At 67.2% G+C, this 23697-nt stretch carries 25 protein-coding genes; 14 read left to right on the forward strand and 11 right to left on the reverse strand.

Annotated features, from left to right (window positions below; genetic code table 11):
- The 4 genes from ftsY to Talka_RS09745 form a co-directional block, all read left to right on the forward strand.
- Positions 1-1123 (forward strand): signal recognition particle-docking protein FtsY (ftsY, locus tag Talka_RS09730; RefSeq protein WP_425472668.1); only part of this gene is annotated, 1123 nt, incomplete at its 5' end.
- Positions 1124-1287: 164 nt separating this feature from the next.
- Positions 1288-1590, forward strand: a complete 303-nt coding sequence (locus Talka_RS09735) for a c-type cytochrome (protein WP_143891127.1) — start codon at positions 1288-1290, stop codon at positions 1588-1590.
- Between the two features lie 22 nt (positions 1591-1612).
- Positions 1613-2902 (forward strand): NAD(P)/FAD-dependent oxidoreductase, encoded by a 1290-nt coding sequence (locus Talka_RS09740; RefSeq protein WP_143891218.1) that lies wholly within the window; start codon positions 1613-1615, stop codon positions 2900-2902.
- A 52-nt stretch (positions 2903-2954) separates the two neighbouring features.
- Complete coding sequence (locus tag Talka_RS09745) at positions 2955-3665, forward strand: c-type cytochrome (RefSeq protein WP_246100655.1); 711 nt, start codon at positions 2955-2957, stop codon at positions 3663-3665.
- A gap of 21 nt (positions 3666-3686) precedes the next feature.
- Here Talka_RS09745 and Talka_RS09750 read toward each other — a convergent pair whose 3' ends face one another.
- Positions 3687-5018: a DUF3422 family protein gene (locus Talka_RS09750; RefSeq protein ID WP_143891129.1), complete on the reverse strand. Its 1332-nt coding sequence runs from the start codon at positions 5016-5018 to the stop codon at positions 3687-3689.
- 65 nt (positions 5019-5083) lie between these two features.
- Between Talka_RS09750 and Talka_RS09755 the strand changes: the two genes are divergently transcribed.
- The 4 genes from Talka_RS09755 to Talka_RS09770 all read left to right on the forward strand — a co-directional run bounded on the left by Talka_RS09755 (position 5084) and on the right by Talka_RS09770 (position 10799).
- Entirely contained in the window at positions 5084-8209 is a 3126-nt protein-coding gene (locus tag Talka_RS09755) for a sensor domain-containing protein (RefSeq protein WP_143891131.1), read from the forward strand.
- 184 nt (positions 8210-8393) lie between these two features.
- Positions 8394-8822 carry a sugar 3,4-ketoisomerase gene (locus tag Talka_RS09760; protein WP_143891132.1) on the forward strand — a complete coding sequence of 143 codons (429 nt, stop codon included), beginning with the start codon at positions 8394-8396 and terminating at the stop codon, positions 8820-8822.
- Complete coding sequence (locus Talka_RS09765; protein ID WP_143891133.1) at positions 8819-9937, forward strand: DegT/DnrJ/EryC1/StrS family aminotransferase; 1119 nt, start codon at positions 8819-8821, stop codon at positions 9935-9937. Before Talka_RS09760 ends, Talka_RS09765 begins: the two co-directional genes overlap by 4 nt.
- Before the next feature lie 19 nt (positions 9938-9956).
- Complete coding sequence (locus Talka_RS09770; protein WP_143891134.1) at positions 9957-10799, forward strand: formyltransferase family protein; 843 nt, start codon at positions 9957-9959, stop codon at positions 10797-10799.
- A 119-nt stretch (positions 10800-10918) separates the two neighbouring features.
- Here Talka_RS09770 and rplS read toward each other — a convergent pair whose 3' ends face one another.
- From rplS to rpsP, 4 genes are all read right to left on the reverse strand, one after another.
- Entirely contained in the window at positions 10919-11275 is a 357-nt protein-coding gene (gene rplS / locus Talka_RS09775; protein ID WP_143891135.1) for a 50S ribosomal protein L19, read from the reverse strand.
- Between the two features lie 122 nt (positions 11276-11397).
- Positions 11398-12207: a tRNA (guanosine(37)-N1)-methyltransferase TrmD gene (trmD, locus tag Talka_RS09780; RefSeq protein WP_143891136.1), complete on the reverse strand. Its 810-nt coding sequence runs from the start codon at positions 12205-12207 to the stop codon at positions 11398-11400.
- A 31-nt stretch (positions 12208-12238) separates the two neighbouring features.
- Complete coding sequence (rimM, locus tag Talka_RS09785) at positions 12239-12844, reverse strand: ribosome maturation factor RimM (RefSeq protein WP_143891137.1); 606 nt, start codon at positions 12842-12844, stop codon at positions 12239-12241.
- Positions 12845-12863: 19 nt separating this feature from the next.
- Positions 12864-13142 carry a 30S ribosomal protein S16 gene (gene rpsP / locus Talka_RS09790; RefSeq protein ID WP_143891220.1) on the reverse strand — a complete coding sequence of 93 codons (279 nt, stop codon included), beginning with the start codon at positions 13140-13142 and terminating at the stop codon, positions 12864-12866.
- Between the two features lie 30 nt (positions 13143-13172).
- Here rpsP and Talka_RS09795 point away from each other — a divergent pair, with 30 nt between their 5' ends.
- Both Talka_RS09795 and Talka_RS09800 read left to right on the forward strand, forming a co-directional pair.
- On the forward strand, positions 13173-13772 hold the full coding sequence (locus tag Talka_RS09795) for a GNAT family N-acetyltransferase (RefSeq protein ID WP_143891138.1): 600 nt from the start codon (positions 13173-13175) through the stop codon (positions 13770-13772).
- A gap of 66 nt (positions 13773-13838) precedes the next feature.
- On the forward strand, positions 13839-14324 hold the full coding sequence (locus Talka_RS09800; RefSeq protein WP_143891139.1) for a TM2 domain-containing protein: 486 nt from the start codon (positions 13839-13841) through the stop codon (positions 14322-14324).
- A 29-nt stretch (positions 14325-14353) separates the two neighbouring features.
- Here Talka_RS09800 and Talka_RS09805 read toward each other — a convergent pair whose 3' ends face one another.
- Both Talka_RS09805 and msrA read right to left on the reverse strand, forming a co-directional pair.
- Positions 14354-15310, reverse strand: a complete 957-nt coding sequence (locus Talka_RS09805; protein ID WP_143891140.1) for an AEC family transporter — start codon at positions 15308-15310, stop codon at positions 14354-14356.
- 125 nt (positions 15311-15435) lie between these two features.
- Entirely contained in the window at positions 15436-15978 is a 543-nt protein-coding gene (msrA, locus tag Talka_RS09810) for a peptide-methionine (S)-S-oxide reductase MsrA (RefSeq protein WP_143891141.1), read from the reverse strand.
- A gap of 29 nt (positions 15979-16007) precedes the next feature.
- Here msrA and Talka_RS09815 point away from each other — a divergent pair, with 29 nt between their 5' ends.
- Positions 16008-17507 (forward strand): potassium/proton antiporter, encoded by a 1500-nt coding sequence (locus Talka_RS09815; protein WP_143891142.1) that lies wholly within the window; start codon positions 16008-16010, stop codon positions 17505-17507.
- A 12-nt stretch (positions 17508-17519) separates the two neighbouring features.
- On the opposite strand, the gene Talka_RS09820 is transcribed toward Talka_RS09815, so the two are convergent.
- The 4 genes from Talka_RS09820 to Talka_RS09835 form a co-directional block, all read right to left on the reverse strand.
- Positions 17520-18407 (reverse strand): Bug family tripartite tricarboxylate transporter substrate binding protein, encoded by an 888-nt coding sequence (locus tag Talka_RS09820; RefSeq protein ID WP_185970126.1) that lies wholly within the window; start codon positions 18405-18407, stop codon positions 17520-17522.
- 132 nt (positions 18408-18539) lie between these two features.
- Positions 18540-19805, reverse strand: coding sequence for an FAD-dependent monooxygenase (locus Talka_RS09825; RefSeq protein WP_425472669.1), 1266 nt, complete (start codon positions 19803-19805; stop codon positions 18540-18542).
- Positions 19772-20767 (reverse strand): S49 family peptidase, encoded by a 996-nt coding sequence (locus Talka_RS09830; RefSeq protein ID WP_143891144.1) that lies wholly within the window; start codon positions 20765-20767, stop codon positions 19772-19774. The genes Talka_RS09825 and Talka_RS09830 overlap by 34 nt, the downstream gene beginning before the upstream one ends.
- A gap of 60 nt (positions 20768-20827) precedes the next feature.
- A complete protein-coding gene (locus Talka_RS09835) occupies positions 20828-21226 on the reverse strand; it encodes a Rieske (2Fe-2S) protein (protein ID WP_143891145.1) in 399 nt (132 codons plus the stop codon).
- A gap of 80 nt (positions 21227-21306) precedes the next feature.
- Between Talka_RS09835 and Talka_RS09840 the strand changes: the two genes are divergently transcribed.
- Genes Talka_RS09840 through Talka_RS09850 form a run of 3 tightly spaced genes read left to right on the forward strand, consistent with a single transcriptional unit; the run spans position 21307 to position 23607 of the window.
- A complete protein-coding gene (locus tag Talka_RS09840) occupies positions 21307-21909 on the forward strand; it encodes a Maf family nucleotide pyrophosphatase (protein WP_143891146.1) in 603 nt (200 codons plus the stop codon).
- Positions 21906-22679, forward strand: a complete 774-nt coding sequence (locus Talka_RS09845) for an SAM-dependent methyltransferase (RefSeq protein ID WP_143891147.1) — start codon at positions 21906-21908, stop codon at positions 22677-22679. Before Talka_RS09840 ends, Talka_RS09845 begins: the two co-directional genes overlap by 4 nt.
- 31 nt (positions 22680-22710) lie before the next feature.
- Positions 22711-23607 (forward strand): 5'-nucleotidase, encoded by an 897-nt coding sequence (locus tag Talka_RS09850; protein ID WP_143891148.1) that lies wholly within the window; start codon positions 22711-22713, stop codon positions 23605-23607.
- The last annotated feature ends 90 nt before the right edge of the window (positions 23608-23697 follow it).

Below are 23697 nucleotides of genomic sequence, written 5' to 3' on the forward strand. Positions count from 1 at the left end.
GCCCCCCGATGGCGCCGGCCCAGCCACGCCGCAGACCGGGGCCACGGCAACCTCGACTCAGACGGATTCGGCGCTGGTTCCGGCCCTGGCCTCGTCCGAGGCGACATCTGCCCCAACCGCCGCGCCCCCCTTGCCTGCCAGGCCCGCCCCGACCGCCGCTGCTGAGGCCGAGGCCGCCGCACCTGGCGCGGCCAGCGCCGCCACGCGCCAGGGCTGGCTCGGCCGCCTGCGGGAGGGCCTCAAGAAGACCGGCGCCAGCCTGTCGGCGGTGTTCGCCGGCGCGCGCATCGACGAGACGCTGTATGAGGAGCTGGAGACCGCGCTGCTGCTGGCCGACGCTGGCGCGCCGGCGACGCAGGCACTACTGGACGACCTGCGCCGGCGCGTGCGCCAGGCGCGCGCCAGCGACGCGGTGCACGTGCGCGCGCTGCTGGTGGACGTGATCGCCGACTGGCTGCAGCCGCTGCAGAAGGCGCTGGAGGTCGGCGCGCAGCCCGACGGCCCCACCGTCTGGATGGTGGCCGGCGTCAACGGCGCCGGCAAGACCACCACCATCGGCAAATTGACCTGGCACTTGGCGCAGCACGGCGCCACTGTGCTACTGGCCGCCGCCGACACCTTCCGCGCCGCCGCGCGCGAGCAGCTGGGCGTCTGGGCCGAACGCAACGGGGTGGACATCGTCGCGCAAGCCGGCGGCGACCCAGCTGCAGTGGCGTTCGACGCCGTCAGCGCCGGCCGCGCGCGCGGCAAGGATGTGGTCATTGTGGACACCGCCGGGCGGCTGCCAACGCAGCTGCACCTGATGGAGGAGCTGCGCAAGGTCAAGCGCGTGGTGGCCAAGGCCGAGCCGGGCGCGCCGCACGAGGTGCTGCTGGTGCTGGACGGCCACACCGGCCAAAACGCCCTGGCGCAGGTCAAGGCGTTCGACGCGGCGCTGGGCCTCACCGGCCTCATCGTCACCAAGCTGGACGGCACCGCCAAGGGCGGCGTGCTGTGTGCGATCGCGCAGTGGGCGCGCGAACAGCAGCGCGTGCTGCCGGTTTATTTCATCGGCATCGGCGAAAAGCTGGAGGACTTGCAACCCTTTGACGCGCGCGAGTTTGCTCAGGCGCTGCTGGCCTAGACCGCATGCGCCATACCCCTTACCCGTTTCGGACATGCACAAACTTGATCTAGCGCAAACCCTGATTCCGAATATCAGTCAGTCGTGATACACATCGCATGACTGTCACACCTCGCGTTTCTTACTGCCCACGATAACCCAACCCCCCAGAGGAGCACACCCCGATGAACATCGTGCGAACCGCCCTTGCATGTGCAGCAGCCGCGGTGGCCATGGGCTCAGCCCAGGCCCAGGTCGATCAAGTCAAAGTTTGGGCTGCCGCCTGCGCCAACTGCCATGGCACCAACGGTCATGCCCAGCCCGGCATGGAAGCGCTGGCCGGCAAAAACGCCGATGACATGACCAAGGCGCTGCTGGACTTCAAAGCCGGACGCAAGCCCGCCACCATCATGCACCAGATCGCCAAGGGCTACACCGACGACGAGCTGCGCGCCATTGCCGCTTACTTCGCCGCCCAGAAAAAATAAACCTTGAGGAGAACCTGCCATGATGCAACGTCGCCAATTCGTTTCCACCGTCGCCGCTGGTTCGGCGTTAGGTTCTCTGGGTTTGCTGGGCGGCTGCGCCGCGCCCGCCGTAGGCGGAGCCGGCAGCCCGCATGTGGTCGTCATCGGCGGCGGCTACGGCGGGGCTACCGCGGCCAAATACACGCGCATGTTCTCCGAGGGCAAGGTGCAGGTCACGCTGATTGAGCCGAACGAGGCGTTTGTCTCGTGCCCGATCTCCAACCTGGTGATCGGCGGCTTGAAGCAGATGAGCGACATCACCGTGCCGTATGACAATCTGGCCAAGCGCCACGGCGTCAAAATCATCCGCGACCGCGCCACCGCGGTGGATCCGGACAAACGCGTGGTCAAGCTGGCCGGTGGGGGCGAAGTGAAATACGACCGGCTGATCGTGTCGCCCGGCATCGATTTTATGTGGGAAACGCTGCCGGGCATGAATCGCCCGGGCGCGCAAGACCAAGTGCTGCACGCCTGGAAAGCCGGCCCGCAGACGGTGGCGCTGCGCAAGCAGCTGGAGGCCATGCCCGACGGCGGCGTCTATGCGCTGGCTATTCCGCTGGCGCCTTACCGGTGCCCGCCTGGACCCTATGAGCGCGCCTGCATGGTGGCGCATTACTTCAAAAAAGCCAAGCCCAAGAGCAAGGTCATCATCTTTGACGCCAACGACGACGTCACCTCCAAACCGGCGCTGTTCAAAAAGGCCTGGGAAGAACACTACAAAGGCATCATTGAATATCGCCCGAAGCACCGCGTGGTCGATGTGGATGTGGCCGCCAAGACGCTGAAGTTCGAATTCAACGACGATTTCAAAGGCACAGTGCTCAACGTCTTGCCGAACATGCGCGCGGCCGACATCGCCGTGCAAATGGGCCTGGCCACGGCCAACAAGCGATGGTGTGAAGTGGACTTCCTGACCATGGAGTCGGTGGCGGTGAAAAACGTCCACGTGTTGGGTGACGCCATTCAAATCGCGCCTGCGATGCCGAAATCGGGTCACATGGCCAACCAACACGGCAAGACCTGCGCGGCGGCGGTGGTCAGCCTGCTGATGGGCAAAGAGCCGCCCAAGCAGCCGCTCTACGCCAACACCTGCTACAGCTTCGTCACGGACGAGGACGTGGTGCACGTGGCCAGCGTCCATCGCTACGACCCCGAGAAGAAAACCATGCTGACGGTGCCTGGCTCAGGCGGCGTCTCCACGCGCGCCAGCGAGCTTGAAGGTCGCTACGCGCTCGCCTGGGCGCGCAACATCTGGGCCGATACGCTGGCCTGATCCGCTGCCCTTTGAGTCATCGGGGCCGCTCCACCGAACAAAGGAGCCCCCGATGGCTCTGGGGTTTTCTCTTTGGTGCAATATTCATATAAGCATGGTTGCACATTGGAATTCCAATTGCATGAAGCAAGGTGCCATGAGCGTTAACCGAGCGTCTGTTTGGCGGCGTAGCTTGCGACCCCTAGCCGTGCTGATCGCAATGGCCAGCGCCACAGCGGTGTGGGCTCAGGCTGATGAAGCCCGCGCGCGTAAAATCGCTAATGGCACATGTTTTATGTGCCACGGCGAAAATGGCGAATCCACCAGCGAGATCTTTCCCCGCCTGGCGGGCCAAAATGCGGAATATCTGGCCAAACAACTCAAAGCGTTCAAAACGGGGGAGCGCAAGAGCACCGCAATGGCCGAGATGGTGGCCAAATTAACCGACGATGAAATGATCGCGCTCGGTCGTTATTACGAAAAAATGCCGGCTGTGCGCGAGGAAGCCAAAGATCCCCAGCTGGCGCTGGTCGGCAAATACATTTACCATAACGGCAACAAATTCAGCGGCGTGCCGGCTTGCTCCTCGTGCCATGGCGCGGACGGCTACGGCACCGCTTCGCTGCCGCGTCTGAGCGGGCAGTTGTCCAGCTATCTCTTCACACAACTCAAGCAGTTCAACAAGCGCCAACGCACCAACGACAACGTCGTGATGCACACGGTGGCCGAAAAAATGACGGAATTTGAAATGGCTGCCGTTGCGGAATACCTCAGCAGCAAATAAACGCCATCTGCACGCCAAGCCCTAGGCGGCGTGCAGCTTGTCGTGAATGCGGCGGTTGATGCGCCACACCGCCCACAGCACCAACGGCATGGCCAGCCCTGCCGCTAATTCTGGATGCAGCGGCACGCCCGCAGACTTCAGCGCCTTGGCGCCGTAGAGCACCAAGCTGATGACGTAATACGAAATCGCCGCGATCGACAGCCCCTCCACCGTGGTCTGCAAGCGCAATTGCAGCGCTTGTCCGCGCGTCAACTTTTCCAGCAGCACGCGGTTTTGCTCCTCGCGCGCGATGTCCACGCGGGTGCGCAGCAGCGCGCTGGTGCGCGTCACGCGCCCCGATAGCGCCCCCAGCCGCTGCTCCACCGAGGCCACCGTGGCGATCGCGGGCGCCAGGCGGCGCTGCATGAATTCGCTGATGGTTTGCGTGCCGGGAATGGGGCGCTCGCGCAACTCACCAATGCGCTGCTGCACCAGGCGATCGTAAGCTCGGGTGGCTGAGAAGCGGTAGCCGTGCTCGGCGATGCTGCGTTCCACCCGCGCGGCCAGCGCCACCAGCGCATCCAGCAGCACCTGGTCGGAGACGGCCTTGGCCTCCATCGCCGCCGTCAGGCGGGCCAGCTCCACCTCATCCCGCGCCAGCGGCCCCAGCAACCCTTTGGCCACGGGCAAGCCCAGCAGCGCCATCATGCGGTAGGTCTCCAGCTCCAGCAACCGGGCCGAGATGCGGCCCGCGCGCGTCTCGCTGGTGGTGGACGGCGCCAGCACCAGCATGCGCTCGAAGCCGTCAGGCCGCAGGTGAAAATCCGTCACCACCAGCGAGTGCGACGGGTTGCCCAGCAACGAGGCCACGATGGGCCGTCCGTCAAACCAGACCCGCGCGCGCTCCAGCAAGGCTGGCGGGTCGTCCAGCGGCTGCGGATCCATGGCCAGCTCCACCGCGGCGATGGTGCGTCCTGGAATGGCCGCCAGCCATCCCGGCGGCAACAGCAGTTGCGATTGCCACACCGGATCGCGCGCGCCCAAGCCTGCTCCAGCCGGCAGCGGCTGCACCAGCGAGTAGCGCGTAAATTCCGTATGGCGCTCCCATTTCAGGGTGTAGCCACCGCAGCGCAAACGCAAAAAATGGCGGCTCAGGTCATCCAGCGTCAAATGCTGCTGCCCAGGCAGTTGTCGCAAATGGGCCAGCTCGTGTTCGCGCTTGACATCCTCGTTGAGCACAGCCACATACACCACCAGCGCCGGCAATCGAATACGCGCCGCGGGGCGGGCGTGGATTTCCTCATGCAGCGCCCGCCGGCGATCGTCGTCAGGCGGCAAATCGACTCGACAGACCTCTTCTGCAAACTGGCTCATGAGCGCAACCTTAGCACAGCCCGGCTCTGGCGGTCGCGCAAGTGTGCCGCTACCATCCAAACCCGATGACATCCTTGCTGGGTTTGGATCCCCGAAATCTCTCAGGCAACCTGCCCGAGCGGCGGGTTGTCTGGGCGTTGACCGCGCTCGCCCAGGATTTCGGCAGCCCGCGCGGCTGGCGCCGCGCCTTGGCGTTGCTGGTTGCGCTGACGCTGGCCACCTCTGCATCGGCCCGGCTGCTGCCTGAAGCGCTGCAACAGCACGCCGTGCCCGCGTGGGTGATCGATCCGCAGGACGGCACCATCGTGGATGCCAACACCGCCGCCGTGGCCTTCTACGGCTACCCTGATCTGGCCAGCGGCCGCCTCCACATCACGCAGATCAACCAGCTTTCTCAAGCCGAAATCCGCGCCGAAATCGAGCGCGCCCGGCGCGAAGGGCGTGGCTACTACCTCTTCCCGCACCGCCTGGCCGATGGCCGCATTGTCACCGTAGAGGTGCACAGCAGCCCCTTCGAAGCCGAGGGACGCACGCTGCTGCTGTCGCTGTTGCTGCCTGAAAGCCGCAGCCTCGCGCTGCAACAGGAGCTGCAGCGCTACCAAAACCGGCTGGAGGCGTTGGTGGCGCAGCGCACCCAACAGGCGCTTGGGGCTTTGCAAACCCTCAACCGCGTTTTGGTGGCGGCGCTGGCCGGCGCGGGGATCGCCCTAGCCGTGGTGTGGGCCATGATGCTGCGGCTACGGCGGTCGTTGCGACGCGAGCGCACGCTGGCCAATCGGCTCGATGACGTGCTGCTCGGCGCCCAGCTCGGCTACGGCGAATGGGACTTGGAGCGTGACCGCATCACGCTGCACCCGCGTCTGTGGCAGTTGTTGGGTGAAGCGTCCATACCCGCAGAGGCAGGACTCACCAGCGCTCAGCTGGCCGCCCGGCTGCACCCCGAAGACGAGCCGACGCTGCGCGCCACGCTCATTGCGCATTTGAAAGGCCAAACCCAAGCCGCGGATATGCGCTTCCGCGCCCGGCACGCCGCCGGCCATTGGGTTTGGCTGCAAGCGTGGGGCCGCGTGGTGGCGCGCGACCCGCAAAGCGGGCGGGCCCGGCAGTTGGCCGGCGTGGTGCGCGACGTCAGCCATGAAGTGGCGCTGGAGCAATCGCGCGCGATTGCGCTGAGCGTCTTTCAGGATGCCGGTGAGGCCATCGTGGTCACAGATGAACACGGCGTGGTGCTGGAGATCAACGACGCCATGGTGCAACTCAGCGGCTACGCGCGCGAGGAACTCCTCGGCCAAGCCCGCCTGCCTTGGCGCGCGGAGCAGCACCACGCCACGCCGAGCTGGACGCGGCTGCGACGACGCCTGCTGCGCGAGGGCCGCTGGCGCGGCGAAGCTTGGTGGCGCCACCGGGACGGACGTCTCATCCCGGTCATCGAAACCGTCTCGGTGGTGCGCGACGGCGGCGGACGCGTCATGCGCTACGTGGCGCTGGCGCAAGACATCTCGGCGCTCAAAGCGCAACAGCAGGCGCTGGAGCACCAAGCGTTTCACGATGTCTTGACGGGCCTGCCCAACCGCGCGCTGCTGGCCGACCGCTTGGCCCTGGCGATCGCCAGCGCCCACCGCCACCAGCGGCGCGTGGCGGTGGCCTATCTTGATTTGGACGGCTTCAAGCACATCAACGACCGCCACGGCCACATGGTGGGCGATGCCGTGCTGCGCGAAATCGCCCTGCGGCTGCAGCGCGCGCTGCGCGAAGGCGACACGCTGGCGCGCGTGGGCGGGGACGAGTTTGTCGCGGTGCTGGCCGACCTCGACGACGGGCCAGGTTGGCAAGCCGTCATCGAGCGGCTGCTCAACGCCTGCACGCAGCCGCTGAGCAGCCTCAGCGGCGCCACGCAACTCACCACCAGCATCGGCGTCACGCTCTACCCCGACGACGGCGCCGACGCCGAAGTGCTGCTGCGGCACGCCGACCAGGCGCTCTACCGCGCCAAGCGCGAGGGCAAAAACCGCTGGGTGCTGTTCGATCCGGCTGAAGATCGCGAGGCGGTGGCGCACGCCGAACGGGTGGCCGACCTGCGCCGCGGGCTGGCCGCCGGTGAGTTCGCCTTGCACTTGCAGCCGCGGGTGCGCCTGTCGGATGGCGCGGTGCTAGGGGCGGAAGCGCTGCTGCGCTGGCGGCACCCGCGCGACGGCTGGCGCTTGCCCGGCTCTTTTCTGCCGGCCATCGAACACGACGACGTGATGATCGAGCTGGGCCAGTGGGTTCTCAACGAGGCGCTGGCCATCCTGGAGGATTGGCAGCGCCGGCAACGGCCGCCGTGGCAGCTTTCAATCAACGTGGCGGCGCGCCAGCTGCGCGACCCCGCATTTGCCGACCGGCTGGAACAAGCGCTGCAGCAGCATCCCGGTGCCGACCCTCGGCAGCTCGAGCTGGAAATCGTCGAGACCAGTGCGCTGGAGGGCGTGGAAGCGTTGCAGCGTTTGCTGGCGCGCTGCCGCGCGCTTGGGGTGGGCGTGGCCATCGACGACTTCGGCACCGGCTACTCATCACTGGCTTACCTGAAGCGCCTGCCGGCCACCGTGGTCAAAATCGACCAAAGCTTTGTACGCGACCTGTTTGACGAACCGAGCGATCTGCGCATCGTAGAGGGTATCGTTGCGCTCGGTCATGCGTTCGGCCTGCAAGTTGTGGGCGAAGGGGTCGAGACCGCGCAGCATGGCGCGCTGCTGCTGCGCTTAGGCGCCGATGTCGGACAAGGCTGGGGCATCGCCAAGCCGATGCCCGTGCATGACTGGCCCGCGTGGGTCGCCAGCTGGCAACCGCCGCGCGAGTGGCTGCGCTGGGCGCCTTGGGCGCGCACGCCAAGCGCGCGCGCCTTGGTGCGGCTTGAGGTGCTAAGCCAAGTTGGCCATAACCGCTTGCTCGAAGGCGAACCACTGGATCCGAGTCTGCTGGAGACCGCGCTGCAAGAGCTGGCCGCCGCGTGGCCCGGCGGAGTCAACGACCCCGTCGTGGCGTCGGCCCGGGCGGCGTTGGATCACGTCAAAACCACCCTGGCAACCCACGCCAACGTTCGCGAAACCCACGCCCCGCCGTGGCAAGCGGCTTGGCAGCAGTGGCAGCAGGCGGTGGAGGGGCTGGGCCAAAGCTTGACCGATCGGTCACCGCATCTTCTGCAAAAGGTTTAAAGAAAACGCATCGGGCAATCGCAGCTATCCCTGTTCAGGTTCAATTGGCAAATGTTGCATCTTGCATGGCCCGCACAAGCCGAGTTACAGTTGAGCGAGTTCGACTGAACAGGCTAAACCACCTCGGTGAGCTGTCCGCAACTGCCATCGTATCCGGAGACTGATTTTCAGAAAGGATGGATCCATGACCGAGCAGCTCGCTTCCCCCTCGCGCTTTGCGTTGATCGAGCTGCCATTCGTGCACGATGCACGGGGTGACTTGACCTTCATCGAAGGCCGGCGCCACATTCCCTTCGAAATCGCACGGGTTTATTATCTTTTCAACGTCCCGGTTGATTCAGTTCGCGGAGGACATGCTCATCGTAAGCTTGAGCAAGTCATCTTTGCCTTGTCAGGCAGCTTCCGCGTTCGTGTGGACACCGGGCAGCAGCGCGCGGATTTTTGGCTACGCGACCCTCGCAAAGGCCTTTATTTAGCCAACTATGTATGGCGCGAACTCGACTCGTTCAGCCAGGGAGCAGTGGCCATGGTGCTAGCCTCCACCCCCTATGAGGAAGCCGACTACATTCGTGACTATCATATCTTTCTGCGCGAAGTGGAGGCCCTACGATGAGCGCTACAGTAGCGTTTCTTGACCTTGGAGCTGCTTATCGCGAATTGAAGGAAGAAATCGATGCGGCCGTCCACCGTGTGTTGGCCAGCGGGTGCTATGTGCTCGGCGCCGAGGTGGAGGCTTTCGAAGCCGAGTGGGCCGCTTATTGCCAAGCTCAACACGCAGTGGGCGTGAGCAACGGTCTGGACGCGCTCATACTCGCTCTGCAGGCGCTTGGCATTGGCCCAGGTGACGAAGTGATCGTGCCAAGCAACACCTACATCGCAACTTGGCTTGCGGTCTCTGAAGTCGGCGCTGTGGTCGCGCCGGTGGAACCCGACCCCTCCACCTACACCCTCGACCCAGCGAGGGTTGAAGCTTCCATCAGTCCGCGCACCCGGGCTATTTTGGCGGTGCATCTTTACGGCCAGCCCGCTGATCTAGATCCCCTTCTGACTCTTGCACGTCGATACGGGCTTTACCTGATCGAAGATGCAGCGCAGGCACACGGGGCGCGTTACAAAGGCCAACGCATCGGGGCACACGGCGATGCCGTATGCTGGAGTTTTTATCCCAGCAAAAACCTCGGCGCACTTGGCGACGCGGGAGCTGTTACCACAAACGACAGCGCTATCGCCGAGCGCATCCGACTGCTACGTAACTACGGATCACGCCGTAAGTATCATCATGAACTGCGAGGCCGTAATGCAAGGCTCGACCCCATCCAAGCTGCGGTATTGCGGGTGAAGCTCGCTTACCTCGACAGCTGGAACGAACGGCGGCGCGCGCTAGCTGCGTGTTACCATGAAAAGCTGGCTTGCAGCGAGCTCGCGTTGCCCAAACAAGCCCCTTGGGCTGACCATGTCTGGCATCTTTTTGTAGTGCGCACCCCAAAACGTGATGAGCTTCAGCGCCACCTCGCCACCCAGGGCATTGAAACCCTCATCCACTACCCCATCCCTCCTCATCGACAGACGGCCTATCGCGATCTTTTCTCTACCGATAAGACGGTGCTGCCGATCGCTGAAATCTTAGCCGGTGAAGTGCTGAGCCTGCCTATAGGGCCGCATGTTAAGTTGGAAGCCGCAGAGCGCATTGCGCAGCTAACCATAACCTGGCAAGGATTACAAACATAAATCAACCGCCGAAAATAAAATGACAACACCAAAAATTTTTTGTATTGCCGGAAAAAATAAAATTGCGGTTACCATATTACGGAAAGCGCGCCGCCTTCTACCACCAGAAAATCTTTTTGTTTTACCCAACTCAGATGATAAAGGAATAAATGATTGGCAACCATCTCTACTGGCCACCGCCCGAAAAACAAATACTCCCATCATCCGCCTTGAAGACTTGTACGGCATCCAAGATCTTGTTTTGCTATCACTAGAGTCAAATATTCTTTTTAAAGTAGAAAAATTTAAATCACAAAATCTATTTAATCTACATTTTTCACTACTTCCTGCGTACAAAGGATGCCACACCTCGGTTTGGCCTATACTTCGGGGAGAGAAGGTTACAGGCGTTTCACTTCATAAGATAGATTTCGGAATCGATACAGGACCAATTATTGCCCAAAAGAAAGTCAGGATAAAACCAGAATATACAGCGCAGGACTTATATCTAAGGCTCATGGACGCGGGAGTAGACCTAGTAAGCCAATACCTTGAAACATTAATATTCTCCCCTGAAACTCTACAGCTTCACCCACAATCATCAGATAACAGCAGCTATTATCCAAGAAGCTCTATCGATTACAAAAGTATTACCATTCCATGGAAAAGCACAGCCTATCAAATAATTAATTTTCTCCGCGCCTTTACTTTTCCAAAGTATCAATTCATAAAAGAAAGAGGAAAAATTATAGAATCATGGAAAATAGAGGAGCAAAGATCAACTTTACCTCCTGGATCCATAATTGAAGAAGATGAAATAAGCGCATGCTTTGCAACAATAGACTATAATATTCGACTTTTTTGGAAAAAGCAAGATACCTAACTGGCTCAACTTTCTAAAAATAGAAAACCCTGTCAAAAATGACAGGGTTTTGTAATGCTTTTGCAAGATTAGACAAAAATCCGAAGAGCCGTAACCGATACAAGAGCTTTTGCGCTTTTTTACACCCCCACCTTTTCCTTAATCCGCGCCGCCTTACCGGTGCGGCCACGCAGGTAATACAGCTTGGCGCGGCGCACGTCACCGCGGCGCTTGACCTCGATACTGGCGATCAGCGGGCTATACAAGGGGAAGGTGCGCTCCACGCCTTCGCCGTTGGAGATCTTGCGCACAATGAAGCTGCTGTTGAAGCCGCGGTTGCGCTTGGCGATGACGACGCCTTCATACGCCTGGATGCGCTTTTTGTTGCCTTCGATCACATAGACGTTGACCACCACGGTGTCTCCGGGGTTGAAGTCCGGGATGGTCTTGTTCAGGCGCGCGATTTCTTCCTGCTCGAGGACTTGGATCAGGTTCATGATGCTTCACCGTGATCGTGGCTGCACCGCACTTTGCACCCACGGAGGCTATCGCCAAAGCTGGGTAAGTGGCTGCCTTCCGCAAGCTTGAAGCACCCTTCGCTTCAAAGCCAGCCAGAGGATCAAAGCTTTCGATTATATCCCTGTAATGCCAAAAACGCCAGGTCTTCGGACGACAGGCGTCCGGCAACTCGCGCGGCTTCCAACAGGTCGGGGCGTGCACGCGCGGTGCGCAGCAGGCGCTGTTGGCGTCGCCAGTCCTCGATGCGCGCATGGTGGCCGGACAGCAACACCGGTGGCACGCCTTGCGGGCCGGCCGGGCCGTTCCACACTTCCGGGCGCGTGTAATGAGGACAGTCCAACAAGCCGTCCAGCGCCGGGTGAAAGCTGTCCTGCACGGCGCTGCCCTCATCCCCCAGAACACCCGGTTGCAAGCGCGCCACCGCATCCAGCAACGCCAGCGCCGCCAGTTCACCGCCAGACAGCACGAAGTCGCCCAGGCTCAGTTCCTCATCCACGCAGGCATCGACGAAGCGTTGATCGATGCCTTCGTAGCGACCACAAAGGAGGATCGCGCCAGGGCTGTCCGCCGCCGCAAAGCGCGCCACCTGCGCATGATCGAGCCGCCGCCCCGCGGGGGAAAACAGCACCGTGGGCACCTCGGGCTGCGTTTTACCGACTCGCCGCGGCGGCAGCCCGCGGTCGGCGCGCACCGCTCGCCAGCACCGCCACAGCGGCTCGGCCATCATCACCATGCCGGGCCCCCCGCCGAACGGACGGTCATCGACGCGGCGGTAAGCCCCTTGCGCAAATTCACGCGGCGACCACAGCCGCACCTGCACCGCACCGCTGGCGAAGGCGCGCCGCGTCACGCCGGCGGCAAGCCACGGCTCCAGCAGCTCTGGAAACAGCGTGATGACATCGAATCGCATGACGCGCAGGCTGCAACCGTGGCATCGCGCCTCAGTCGTCGTAGTCGGGCTGCCAATCGACCGTGATGCGCTTGGCCGCCAGATCCACGCGATCGATGTAGGCGCCTACGAAAGGAATCAAGCGCTGGCGCGGCGGCGCACTAGCCGCATCCTCCAGGCACAGCACGGCGTGGGGGCCGGTGCTGAGCAGCTCGCGCACCACGCCCAACGCGAGCCCTTGGCGGTTGACCACTTGCAGCCCGATCAAATCCACCCAGTAATACTCGTTGGGGTCTTGCAGCGGCGGAAAATCGGCTCGCGCCACATGCACCACAGCCCCCCGCAGCTGCTGCGCTTGCGTGCGATCGGTGATGCCGTCGAGGCACGCTACCCACGCTGCGGCGTGGCGGCGCACTTGGCGCACGCTGACCTCGACGGGCGCCTGGAAAGCCTGGAACGCGCGCGCCAATGGGCCTTGATCAGGGGGCGCCAGATACCAGCGCTTTGCGTGCGCGAGCGCGTCGCCGCCCTGCGCGACGCCTTGCACACGAATCCAGCCGCGCACCCCCCACGCGTCGCGCACCCAGCCTACCGCCACCGCATCGGCTGGCAACACCGCCGGCGTCCAAGGCGGGCTGGACGGTGGCAGCGGCTTCATTCCGCCGCCCGCATGAGGATCAGGCCGCCGCTGGGGCCGGCTCTGCCGCCGGGGCCACCTTCGGCGCTTTCTTGATCAGGCGCGCCACAGCATCAGACGGCTGGGCCCCGACGCTCAGCCAATAAGCCAAACGATCTTGCGCGATGTTGAGCGGCACATCCTGACCCCGCGCAATCGGGTTGTAAAAGCCAATACGCTCGATGAAGCGACCATCGCGGCGGCAGCGCTTGTCGGCCACCACGATGTGATAAAAGGGGCGCGCTTTCGAGCCGCCCCGAGCAAGACGGATCACGACCATGGGTGTTCCTTGTGTTGGACTGGTCCACAAATGTTGCAAACCTGCCATTATACTCGGCGGCTTGTGAAATCGATCCTGATCCGCCCAAGCCGCGAAGAGGATTTGGCCGCCATCGCGGCGCTCTATGCCCATCACGTCCTGCACGGCACAGGCACCTTCGAAACCGAGCCGCCTTCGGTTGCCGAGATGGCCGCGCGTCGCGCCGACGTGCTGGCCAAGGGCCTGCCGTGGCTGGTGGCCGAGGTTGACGGCGCGGTGCAGGGCTTCGCCTACGGCAACTGGTTCAAGCCGCGCCCGGCCTACCGCTATTCGGTGGAGGATTCGATCTACGTCGCGCCGCAGACGGTGGGCCGGGGCTTGGGACGCGCGCTGCTGGCCGAGCTGCTGGCGCAGCTGGAGGCGCGCGGCATCCGCAAGGTGATGGCGGTGATCGGCGACTCGGCCAACGCCGCCTCGATCGGGCTGCACACGGCGCTGGGCTTCACGCGCGTCGGCGTGGTGCGCGCCTGTGGTTGGAAATTTGGCCGCTGGCTTGACATCGTGCTGATGGAGCGCGCGCTGGGCTGGGGCGATCGCACGCCGCCGGACGACGGGGCCGCGGGAACCGGCAGCGCCGCCGCGGCCTCGTAGCGCGGGCAACCCCGTGCGCAGGAATCATGGTGCGTGCCCACCCGCTGCCTTGCGATCCGGACTGCGATGAACGCCGTGACCCCGCCTCCTCCCTCCCCTCGCCGCGCGCGCCACAAGACCGTGGCGGCGTGGCTGGCCTTCGTCGGCGGCGCCTTCGGCTGGCACCGCTTCTACCTGCACGGCTGGGGCGACGTCTGGGGCTGGGTGCACGCCATCCCGACCGCGCTGGGCCTGTGGGGCGTGGACCGGGTGCTGACCTACGGGCAGGACGATAAACTCTCGTGGGTGCTGCTGCCGTTCCTCGGGGTTTCACTGGTGGCGGCGTGCCTGAGCGCGATCCTGTATGCGCTGCAGCCGCCCGAGCGCTGGAACACGCGCCACAATCCGCAGCTGCCGCCCGAGGCGCCGGCCGGCCAGACGAACTGGCTGACGGTGCTGGCCATCGTGCTGGCGCTGATGGTGGGCGCCACCGCGTTCATGGCGGGGCTGGCGTTCAGCTTCCAGCGCTACTTCGAATACCAAGTCGAGCAGGGGCTGCTGATCAGCCAGTGACGCGCGCCCAGCGGGCGGCCCGGGCTCGGCTAGCGCGCCAGCGCGTCGGTCACCAGCATCCAGCCCGACAGCGTCAGCACCGCCAGCGCGGTGGAGACGGCGGTGGCGGCGGTGACGTCCTCCTGCGCGACACGGTAGCGCTGCGCGAACAGGAACACGTTGGCGCCGACCGGCACGCCGGCGGCCACCACCAGCACCGTCCACGGCAGACCGCGCAGCCCCCACGCCCACGCCGCCAGCGCCACCAGCACCGGCAGCGCCACGTTCTTGGCCAGCGCCACGCGCAGCGCCGTGCCCCAGCGCCCCGCCAGCGGCGTGTGCGCCAGGCTGATGCCCACCAGCACCAGCGCCAGCGGCCCGAACGCCTGCCCGAGCAGGTGCAGGGGGCGATCGACCACCTGCGGCAGCGGCCAGCCCAGCGCCCCCCACGCCAGCCCGCAGGCGATCGGCAGCGGGATCGGGTGGATCACCGCGCCGCGCAGCGCCGTCCAGGCGGCGCGCAGCACGCGCGCGCGGCTGGGCGCGGCGCCGGCGCTGGCGGCGCGCGCCTCGGCCAGCTCCAGCGCCACGCTGGCCAGCGTCAGCAGGATCAGCGCGTGCACCGCGATCAGCGTCAGCAGCGTGACGACCCCGTCCTGCCCGTAGGCCAGCCCCACCAGCGCGATGCCGATCATCACCAGGTTGGAAAACGTGCCGCCCAGCGCCAGCACGATGCCGCGCGGCTGCCAGCCCCACCCCGCGATCTGCAGCGCGAACCACGGCAGCACGGCGCTGAAGTAGGCCGCGATCGGCCGCCAGTCGAGCTGCTCCAGCCGCACCTGGCTCATGGTGCGAAACAGCAGCGCCGGGATCAGCAGCACGAAGACGAGGTTGGACAGGTCCTTGACCGCCGCGGCGCCGACCCAACCGCGCCGGCCCGCCACCAGCCCGGCGGCGATCAGCAGGAACACCGGCACCAGCGCCTGAAAGACGGGATGATCGGTCACGGCCGGCAGTGTAGCGGCGCAGGCCGACGCCGGCTGTCGCGCCGGTGGGCAGTGCGCGGCTCACCCAGTGGCGGGAGTCGCCGAACCGCGATGAGCCCGCGGTCATGACGCCCGCCCGGGCCCGCTCAGGCCCCGGCCCGCAGCCGCTCGGCAAACCCCGCGCGCAGCTTGGCGAGCTTGGGCGCGATCACCGCTTGGCAATAGCCGGCCCAGGGGTGGCGGTCGAAGTAGCCCTGGTGCTCGGGCTCCGCGGGCGTGAAGCGGCGCAGCGGCTGCAGCTCGGTGACGATCGGCGCGTCGAAGACGCGCTGCGCGGCCAGCTCGGCCATCACGCGCAGCGCCACCGCCGCCTGCGCCGGCCGCGTCCAGTAGATGCCGCTGCGGTACTGGGTGCCGACGTCGGCGCCCTGGCGGTCCGGCGTGGTCGGGTCGTGCGTGGCGAAGAAGATCCGCAGCAGCGTCTCGAGGTCGATGGCGGCCGGGTCCCAAGCCAGGCGCACGGCCTCAGCGCAGCCGGTGGCGCCGGTGCAGACGCGCTCGTAGGTTGGCCGCTCGACGCAGCCGTTGGCGTAGCCGCACTCGGTGCGGCGCACGCCGCGCACGCGGTCGAACACCGCTTGGGTGCACCAGAAGCAGCCGCCGGCCAGCACGATCTCGTCGGTGTCCATGGCGCGGATTGTGCTACGGTGCCGGGGCCATGACGATGTCGCTGGATTTTCTGGCCGTGCCGCTGCTGACCGCCGCCAGCCTGCTGCTGGTGGCGCTGGTGGCGGGGCTGTTCTCGGCGCGGCTGGGGTTTTCGTTCCTGCTGGTGTTCCTGGTGGCCGGCATGCTGCTCGGCGAGGACGGCCCCGGCGGCGTGCCGTTCGAGGACCACCGGCTGGCGTTCTGGGTCGGCAACGTCGCGCTGGCGGTGATCCTGCTCGATGGCGGGCTGCGCACGCGCCTGGCCACCTTCCGCACGGGGCTGGCGCCGGCGCTGGGGCTGGCGACGCTGGGCGTGGTGGTCAGCGCCGCCGTCACCGGGGTGGCGGCGCGCTGGCTGCTCGATTTGGACTGGCCGCGCGCGCTGCTGCTGGGCGCCATCGTCGGCTCCACCGACGCGGCGGCGGTGTTCGCGCTGCTGCAGACCTCTGGCGTGCGGCTCAACGAGCGCGTGGCCTCGACGCTGGAGATCGAATCGGGGCTCAACGACCCGATGGCGGTGTTCCTGACGCTGATGCTGATCGGCGTGGCCAGCGCCGGCGCGGCGCCGTCGTGGGGGCTGCTCGGCGACGGCGCCTGGTCGCTGGCGCGGCAGTTCGGCGGCGGGCTGGTGCTGGGCGTCGGGCTGGGGCTGGCGCTGGCCGCCGGGTTGCGGCTGCTGGCGCGGCTGACGCGCCCCGGCGCCGGTGTGCGCGCGCTGCTGCTGCTGTCGGCGGGGCTGACGGTGTTCGCGCTGACGACGTGGCTGGGCGGCTCGGGCTTCCTGGCGGTGTACGTGGCGGGGCTGGTGATCGGCCATCGTGCGCGCGGCAGCGTCGCGCCGGCGCTGCAGGCGATGGACGGCTACGCCTGGATGGCGCAGGCCGGCATGTTCCTGTTGCTGGGGCTGCTGGTCACGCCTAGCGCGCTGCTGGACACGCTGGCGCCGGCGCTGGGGGTGGCCGCGGCGCTGATGCTGGTGGCGCGGCCGCTGGCGGTGGCGCTGTGCCTGGCGCCGTTTCGCTTTCCACCGCGCGAGGTGGCCTTCATCGCCTGGGTCGGCCTGCGCGGCGCGGTGCCGATCGTGCTGGCGGTGTTTCCGATGATGGCCGGGGTCGATGGCGCCAAGCTGTTTTTCAACGTGGCCTTCGTCGTCGTGCTGGCCTCCCTGCTGCTGCAGGGCGCCTCGCTGCCGTGGGCGGCGCGGCGCACCGGGGTGGCGCTGCCGGACCGCGACGACCCCGCCGCGGCGCGCCGCGTCTATGGCGACTTCGAAGTCCCAGGCGAGACGCCCATGGCCGCGCTGTGCGCGTTCTACGGCTGGCCGCCGGTGGACGACGAGCGCCTGAGCGTGGCCCAGTGGTTTGCGCGCCACTGCCCGCAGCGCCCGGTGGAGGGGGACCAGCTGCGCTGGGGCCCGGCGGAGCTTTGCGTGCGTCGCATGCGCGACGGGGCGATCGAGCGCATCGGAATCCGGCTCGATGAGAACAGCGGCGACTTATCGTCCCGCTGATCGGCGCCGCCGCTAGGGCAGACGCCACGAAGGGTGGCGTTCCAACAATGGGCGCAGCTGCTGCGTCAACAGGGCCATGCGGCGTTGCAGCGCGGCGCTGTCTCCAAGGCCCGGCAACCAACCCTGCCGCTGCAGCGCCGCTTGCACGGCGGGCTGGCGCAAGGTCTGCCGCAACGCCCGTCCCAGCCGCAGCAGCGCCGCCGCGCTCCAGGCTCGCCCTGCCACCAGGGCATACCAGTGGTCATACGCAGCATTGATCACGCCGAGCCGCTGCAAATCCAGCACCCCTGGCAACAGCGCCCCGATGCCAGGCGCGGTGCCCGCCAGCACCGGCAACTTGGCAACACGCCACAGCGGGGCCACCAAGGCCGGCGGCAGCAGCGCGAGTTGCACCTCGCCGTTCAGCAGCGCGTTGATGACTTGCGGGTTGCCGGGGTAGGCCACATGCTCCAGCGGCCAGCCCGTTTGGGCTTTCAGCCACTCCATGGCCAGATGAAACGGCGTGCCCACACCCGGACTGCCGTAGCGCAGGCCATCGGCCAACTTGGCCAAGCTGCGCCACCACGCCGGGCTGCGCCACGAAACGTCGGGACTGGCACACAGCGCCAACGGGGTGCTGGCGGCCACCCCGACCGGCACCAGATCGCGCGCGGGATCGTAGCCAACCTCCGCATGCAGCCACGGCGCCACCGTCAGTTGCAGGTTGAGCAGCAGCGCTGCGGTGTGGTCGTCGTCGCTGTGCGCGATCAGCCGCGCCGCCAACAAGCCGCCATACCCTGGACGGTTGTCCACCAGCACCGGCTGGCCCAACGCGGCGGCCAGCGGATCGGCCAATGTGCGGGCGATCTCGTCGGCTGAAGAGCCGCTCGGAAAACCGACCACCAGTCGCAGGGGTCGCACCGGCCAGGGATCGCTTTCGGCGGCGCGAGCCCGCGGCGGCGCGACCCACGCCAGCGGCATAAGGCAGGCTCCGACGCGCGCCATAAAGCGGCGACGGGCGCGCAAAACCACGGTGCCGACGTCCACGGCGCCTCACCCCGCCTGCAGCCCCGCTGCCCCAGGCTGCGGCGGCCCGGCATACAACCAAGGCTGATCCAGCAACCGACGGCCCAGCAGCGCCAGCGCCGCATCGCGCCCCCAGCGCAGCAGCCCGGTGGCGTGAAAGATGACGCCGTTGCGGCGCGAGCGCGCCTGCACGCGCGCGTTGCGTGCCCAGCGCGCCTCGGCCCAGCGGCGCAACACGGCTGGCCAATCGATGGGCTGCGGCGCCGCGGGCAGCAACCGCGCCAGCGTCCAGGCATCCTCCAGCGCCATGGCCGCACCCTGCGCCAGGTAGGGGCGCATCGGGTGCGCGGCATCGCCCAGCAAGCCCACGCGCCCCTGCGCGTGCTCGTGTGGCCCGCGCATTGGCGCGCGTCCAAACAGCGGCCACTGGCGCCATTTGGGCATCGCTTCCACGATCGCGCCCAGGTCGGGATGCACCTGCTGCAGCGTCTGCAACAACAGAGCCCGCGGCGCGGCGTGATCCCAACCCGGGGTATCACCGCTAGGCATGGGGCCTTCGATCACCAGCACCGCGTTGAGCCATTGGCCACCTCGCACGGGGTAGTGCACCCCGTGCAGCCGCGGACCGAGCCAAGCGACCACGGCGTCACGCGCCAGCGCAACAGGCACGGCATCCATCGGCAGCAAGCCCCGATAGGCCACGTGTCCGCTGAACTGCGGCGCTCCGTCGCCCAGAAGCTGCACGCGCAACCGGCTCCAGACGCCATCGGCCACCAGCGCCGCGTCGGCCTCCCAGCTCTGCTCATCGGCGCCGAGGGCGCGCACGCCATCGCCGTGAACCTGTAGGCGCTGCACCGCCTGGCCGGTGTAGAGCGCCACGCCGGGCTGTTGCTGTAACGCATGCAGCAACAGCGCGTGCAGATCGGCCCGGTGCACGGTGGCATACGGCGCGCCGTAGCGACGCTGGACAGCCGCGCCCAGCTCCAGTGTGCCCAAGGTGGCGCCGTCGGCGACGCGGCGCACCATCAAGCGCTGCGGAAACGCCGCGACTTGGGCCAACGCCTCGGCCAGCCCCCAGTCGCGCAGCACGCGCACCGCGTTGGGCCCTAGCTGCAGACCGGCGCCGATCTCCGAAAATTCTGGGGCTTGCTCCAGCAGGGTTGTTCGCAGCTCGGGCCGCGCCCGATGCAGCGCCAGCGCCGCGCTCAGCCCCGCGATGCCGCCGCCCACGATCAGCAGCCGCTGCGGCGCTCGATGGGTCAACGCCATGCCGGCCACGCGGTTTGCGCCCAACGCATCATGCTGTCGGCTGCGCCGGCGCCGAAGCGCCGCGCCAGCCGCTCAGCCACGCTTTCGCGCTGGGTGTAGTCGACGATCTCTTCCGCCCCGACGACGTCGCGGGCCACCGAATCCAGGCTGCCCAAGTCATCCGCCAACCCCATCTCCACGGCGCGCTGTCCGGTCCAAACCAGTCCGGAAAAGGTCTCCGGCGTCTCCTTGAGCCGCTCGCCGCGGCCCTTGCGCACCACCTCAATGAACTGCTGGTGGATGTCGTCCAGCATGCGCTGCGCGTGCGCGCGGTGCGTCGGCGTCTGCGGGCTGAACGGGTCGAGAAAGCCCTTGTTCTCGCCGGCGGTCAGCAGCCGGCGCTCCACGCCGAGCTTGTCCATCAGGCCGGTGAAGCCAAAGCCGTCGATCAGCACGCCAATACTGCCGACCAGGCTGGCCTTGTCCACGTAAATACGGTCGGCAGCGGCAGCGATGTAGTAGGCTGCCGAAGCGCAGGTCTCCTCCACCACGGCGTAAACCGGCTTGTCATGCTTGTCTTTCAGGCGCCAGATCTCGTCGTTGACGATGCCAGCCTGCACGGGGCTGCCGCCGGGCGAGTCAATCAGCAGCACCACCGCCTGCGCCCCCGGATCCTCGAAGGCCGCGCGCAGCGCGCTCACGATCGCGCTGGCGCTGGCTTGCTGATCCGGTCCGATCGGCCCGCGCACCTCCACGAGCGCGGTGTGCGGCGTGCTTTTGGGCTTGCTGGGCAACACCGCTCCTCCCCAGACCATCCAACCCAAGGCCAAGGCGGCCAGCAGCCACAGCGTGCGCCAGATGTTGCGCCAGCGTCGCGCCGCGCGCTGCTCAGCCAGCGTGGCCATCAACCAGCGCTCGATGAGCGCGCGCTCCCAGCCTGCCGCAGCCGAAGCCGGGCCGGTGGCGTCACCAGAGTTGGCCGTGGAAGGATGGGATTCGGATGCCATGTTGATGCGTTTGGGCACGAGGGGAACGAAAGCACGCGGCGGCTCCTCGCCGAGACCGGGCTAAACGGGTTGCAAATCGTAACGCGAACGCCAATAGACCCAGCCGTCGGCTTCTCGCATCTCGATCGCTTGCAGGGGCCCGCGACCTGGGCCTGCGACGCAGCGACCACTGGCCGGATCGAACAGCGCCCCGTGCGCCGCGCACACCAGCCACTGACCGGTCAGGTCGAAGAAGCGATTGGGCTGCCAGTCCAACTCCAGCCCCACGTGGCTGCAACGGTTCAGGTAGCCATACACACCGCCGCGGTAGCGCACCGCAAACGCACGGCAGACATGGCCGCGCCAGCGCACCTCAAAGGGAACCGCCTCTGCGCCTGCGCGCAAGTCGGCGCTGCGGCACAACGGGTGCCAGCCCGAGGCAGTCGCCTCGGTTCCAGTTGCGTCAGGCGTCGCGCTCATCACCCAGGCGCCTCAAGTGGCGTCGAACTCCACAACGAGTTTGTGCAACCTGAAGCATAGCGCTTGGCGACAATATGCGCATGGATGCCGCCGTTTCCCCGCTGCGCCGGGCGCTCGTGCTCGGCTCCACCTCCCCCTACCGGCGCGAGTTGCTGGCGCGCCTGCGCCTGCCGTTCGAGACCGTGGCACCGCACGTTGACGAAACACCCCGGCCGGGTGAGGCGCCGGCGGCGCTGGCGCAGCGGCTGGCGCGCGCCAAGGCCGAGGCGGTGGCGCGCCTGCGGCCTGAAGCGATCGTGATCGGCAGCGACCAGGTGGCCGACCTGGACGGCGCGGCGCTGGGCAAACCTGGCACGCACGAACGCGCCGTCGCGCAGCTGCGCGCGATGAGCGGGCGCACGGTGCGCTTTCACACCGCGCTGGCGGTGGTGTGCGGCGCCAGCGGCTTTGCGGCGCAGGAGCTGGCCACGGTGGAGGTGCGTTTCCGAACGCTCGCCGACGCCGAGATCGAGCGCTACCTGCGTGCCGAACAGCCCTACGACTGCGCCGGCAGCGCCAAGAGCGAGGGGCTGGGCATCGCGCTGCTGGAGGCCATCGTCAGCGACGATCCGACGGCGCTGGTGGGCCTGCCGCTAATCCGCACCGCGCGGCTGCTGCGCACCGCCGGGCTGGAGCTGCCGTGAGCGCGCCGCCGCCCGGGGCGCTGGTGCTGGTGCCGACCCCGCTGGACCACGGCTGCGGCGTGCAGCTGGATCTGCGCGAGGCGCTGCCGGCCTTCACGATCGAGCGCGCCGCCAAGCTGACGCACTGGATCGCCGAAAACGCCCGCAGCGCGCGCGCGTTCCTCAAGCGCGTCGGTGCCGTGCGGCCACTGGCCGCGCCGCTGCCGCAACAGGCCATCGTCGAGCTGCCGCGCGCCTGGCACAAGCATGGCGACGCCGGCGCGCAGGCGGCGCGCGAGGCGCGCGCGCTGCTCGCGCCGGCGCTCGCGGGGCACGATGTCGGGCTGCTCAGCGAAGCCGGCATGCCGGCGATCGCCGACCCGGGCGGCGCGGTGGTGCGCGCCGCGCACGCGCTCGGGCTGCGGGTGGAGCCGCTCGCGGGCCCGGTGTCGCTGGCGCTGGCGCTGGCCGCCAGCGGCTGCCCGGGCCAGTCGTTTGCGTTCCACGGCTACCTGCCGGTGGAAGCGGCCGCGCGGGTGCAGGCGCTGCGCGCACTGGAGGCGCAGGCGCGCCGGCAGCGCCAGACGCAGCTGTTCATCGAGACGCCGTACCGCAACGCCGCGCTGCTGCAGACGGCGCTGCAGGCGCTGCAGCCGGACACGTGGCTCGCGCTGGCCTGCGGGCTGACCCTGCCGCGCCAGGCCGTGCACGCCGCGCGCGTGGCCGACTGGCGCCGCGGGGCGCCCGCGCTGCCGCTGGAGCTGCCGTGCGTGTTCGTGCTGGCGGTTTGAGCGCGACGCCGCCGCATGCCAGAATGCGCGCATGAGCACGCTGCCCGAGCAAGGCTTGGTGGTCGCGATTTCCTCGCGCGCGCTGTTCGATTTCGAGGAGGAAAACCGCGTCTTCGAGCAGGGCGACGACCGCGCCTACATGGCGCTGCAGCTCAAGCGCCTGGAGCAGCCGGCACGGCCCGGCGTGGCGTTTTCGCTGGTGCGCAAGCTGCTGGCCTTCAACGCCGACGGCGCCACGCGCGTGGAGGTGGTGATCCTGTCGCGCAACGACCCGGTCTCGGGCCTGCGGGTGTTTCGCTCCGCCGCCGCCGACCGGCTGCCGATCCAGCGCGGCGTTTTCACGCGCGGGGCGCCGCCGTGGCGCTACCTGCGGCCGCTCGGGGCGCACCTGTTCCTGTCGGCCAACCTGGACGACGTGCGCGCGGCGCTGGCAGCCGGCTTTCCGGCGGCACAGGTCTATCCGCACGCGCCGCGCGCCAGCGACGCCCACCCGCACGAGGTGCGCATCGCCTTTGACGGCGACGCGGTGCTGTTTTCCGACGAGGCCGAGCGCGTGTATCAGGAGCAAGGGCTGGACGCCTTCCAGGCGCACGAGCAGCGCCACGCCTCCGTGCCGCTGCCGGGCGGGCCGTTCAAGCCGCTGCTGCAGGCGCTGCACCGGCTGCAGCAGGCCGGCACGCCCTCGATGCGCATCCGCACCGCGCTGGTCACCGCGCGCAGCGCCCCGGCGCACGAGCGCGCCATCCGCACGCTGATGGACTGGCACATCGAGGTCGATGAGGCGATGTTCCTCGGTGGCCTCGACAAGGGCCCGTTCCTGCGCGAGTTCGAGCCGGACTTCTTCTTCGACGACCAGACCCGGCATGTGGCCAGCGCCGCTGAACATGTGCCGGCCGGCCACGTCGCCGCGGGGGTCGCGGCTGGCTAGGCGGCGGCCATGCAACCCAACGGCCCTGCATCGACCCATGCCGCGCCGCCGCCTCAACCGCTGGGCGCCCCGCCCAGCCCCAATCGGCGC

This window comes from Tepidimonas alkaliphilus (genome assembly GCF_007556595.1).
GTDB lineage: Bacteria > Pseudomonadota > Gammaproteobacteria > Burkholderiales > Burkholderiaceae_C > Tepidimonas > Tepidimonas alkaliphila.

Coding starts and splice junctions, on each gene's coding strand:
- rimM (WP_143891137.1), bottom strand. CDS start 12,844: ATGAAGCCGCTGCCACCGTCCAGCCCGCCTTGGACGCCGGCGGTGTTG.
- Talka_RS09765 (WP_143891133.1), top strand. CDS start 8,819: ATGAGCGCTACAGTAGCGTTTCTTGACCTTGGAGCTGCTTATCGCGAA.
- Talka_RS09795 (WP_143891138.1), top strand. CDS start 13,173: ATGTTGCAAACCTGCCATTATACTCGGCGGCTTGTGAAATCGATCCTG.
- Talka_RS09830 (WP_143891144.1), bottom strand. CDS start 20,767: ATGGCATCCGAATCCCATCCTTCCACGGCCAACTCTGGTGACGCCACC.
- Talka_RS09815 (WP_143891142.1), top strand. CDS start 16,008: ATGACGATGTCGCTGGATTTTCTGGCCGTGCCGCTGCTGACCGCCGCC.
- Talka_RS09840 (WP_143891146.1), top strand. CDS start 21,307: ATGGATGCCGCCGTTTCCCCGCTGCGCCGGGCGCTCGTGCTCGGCTCC.
- rplS (WP_143891135.1), bottom strand. CDS start 11,275: ATGAACCTGATCCAAGTCCTCGAGCAGGAAGAAATCGCGCGCCTGAAC.
- Talka_RS09745 (WP_246100655.1), top strand. CDS start 2,955: ATGGCTCTGGGGTTTTCTCTTTGGTGCAATATTCATATAAGCATGGTT.
- rpsP (WP_143891220.1), bottom strand. CDS start 13,142: ATGGTCGTGATCCGTCTTGCTCGGGGCGGCTCGAAAGCGCGCCCCTTT.
- trmD (WP_143891136.1), bottom strand. CDS start 12,207: ATGCGATTCGATGTCATCACGCTGTTTCCAGAGCTGCTGGAGCCGTGG.
- Talka_RS09755 (WP_143891131.1), top strand. CDS start 5,084: ATGACATCCTTGCTGGGTTTGGATCCCCGAAATCTCTCAGGCAACCTG.
- Talka_RS09850 (WP_143891148.1), top strand. CDS start 22,711: ATGAGCACGCTGCCCGAGCAAGGCTTGGTGGTCGCGATTTCCTCGCGC.
- Talka_RS09740 (WP_143891218.1), top strand. CDS start 1,613: ATGCAACGTCGCCAATTCGTTTCCACCGTCGCCGCTGGTTCGGCGTTA.
- Talka_RS09800 (WP_143891139.1), top strand. CDS start 13,839: ATGAACGCCGTGACCCCGCCTCCTCCCTCCCCTCGCCGCGCGCGCCAC.
- Talka_RS09835 (WP_143891145.1), bottom strand. CDS start 21,226: ATGAGCGCGACGCCTGACGCAACTGGAACCGAGGCGACTGCCTCGGGC.
- Talka_RS09770 (WP_143891134.1), top strand. CDS start 9,957: ATGACAACACCAAAAATTTTTTGTATTGCCGGAAAAAATAAAATTGCG.
- msrA (WP_143891141.1), bottom strand. CDS start 15,978: ATGGACACCGACGAGATCGTGCTGGCCGGCGGCTGCTTCTGGTGCACC.
- Talka_RS09760 (WP_143891132.1), top strand. CDS start 8,394: ATGACCGAGCAGCTCGCTTCCCCCTCGCGCTTTGCGTTGATCGAGCTG.
- Talka_RS09750 (WP_143891129.1), bottom strand. CDS start 5,018: ATGAGCCAGTTTGCAGAAGAGGTCTGTCGAGTCGATTTGCCGCCTGAC.
- Talka_RS09735 (WP_143891127.1), top strand. CDS start 1,288: ATGAACATCGTGCGAACCGCCCTTGCATGTGCAGCAGCCGCGGTGGCC.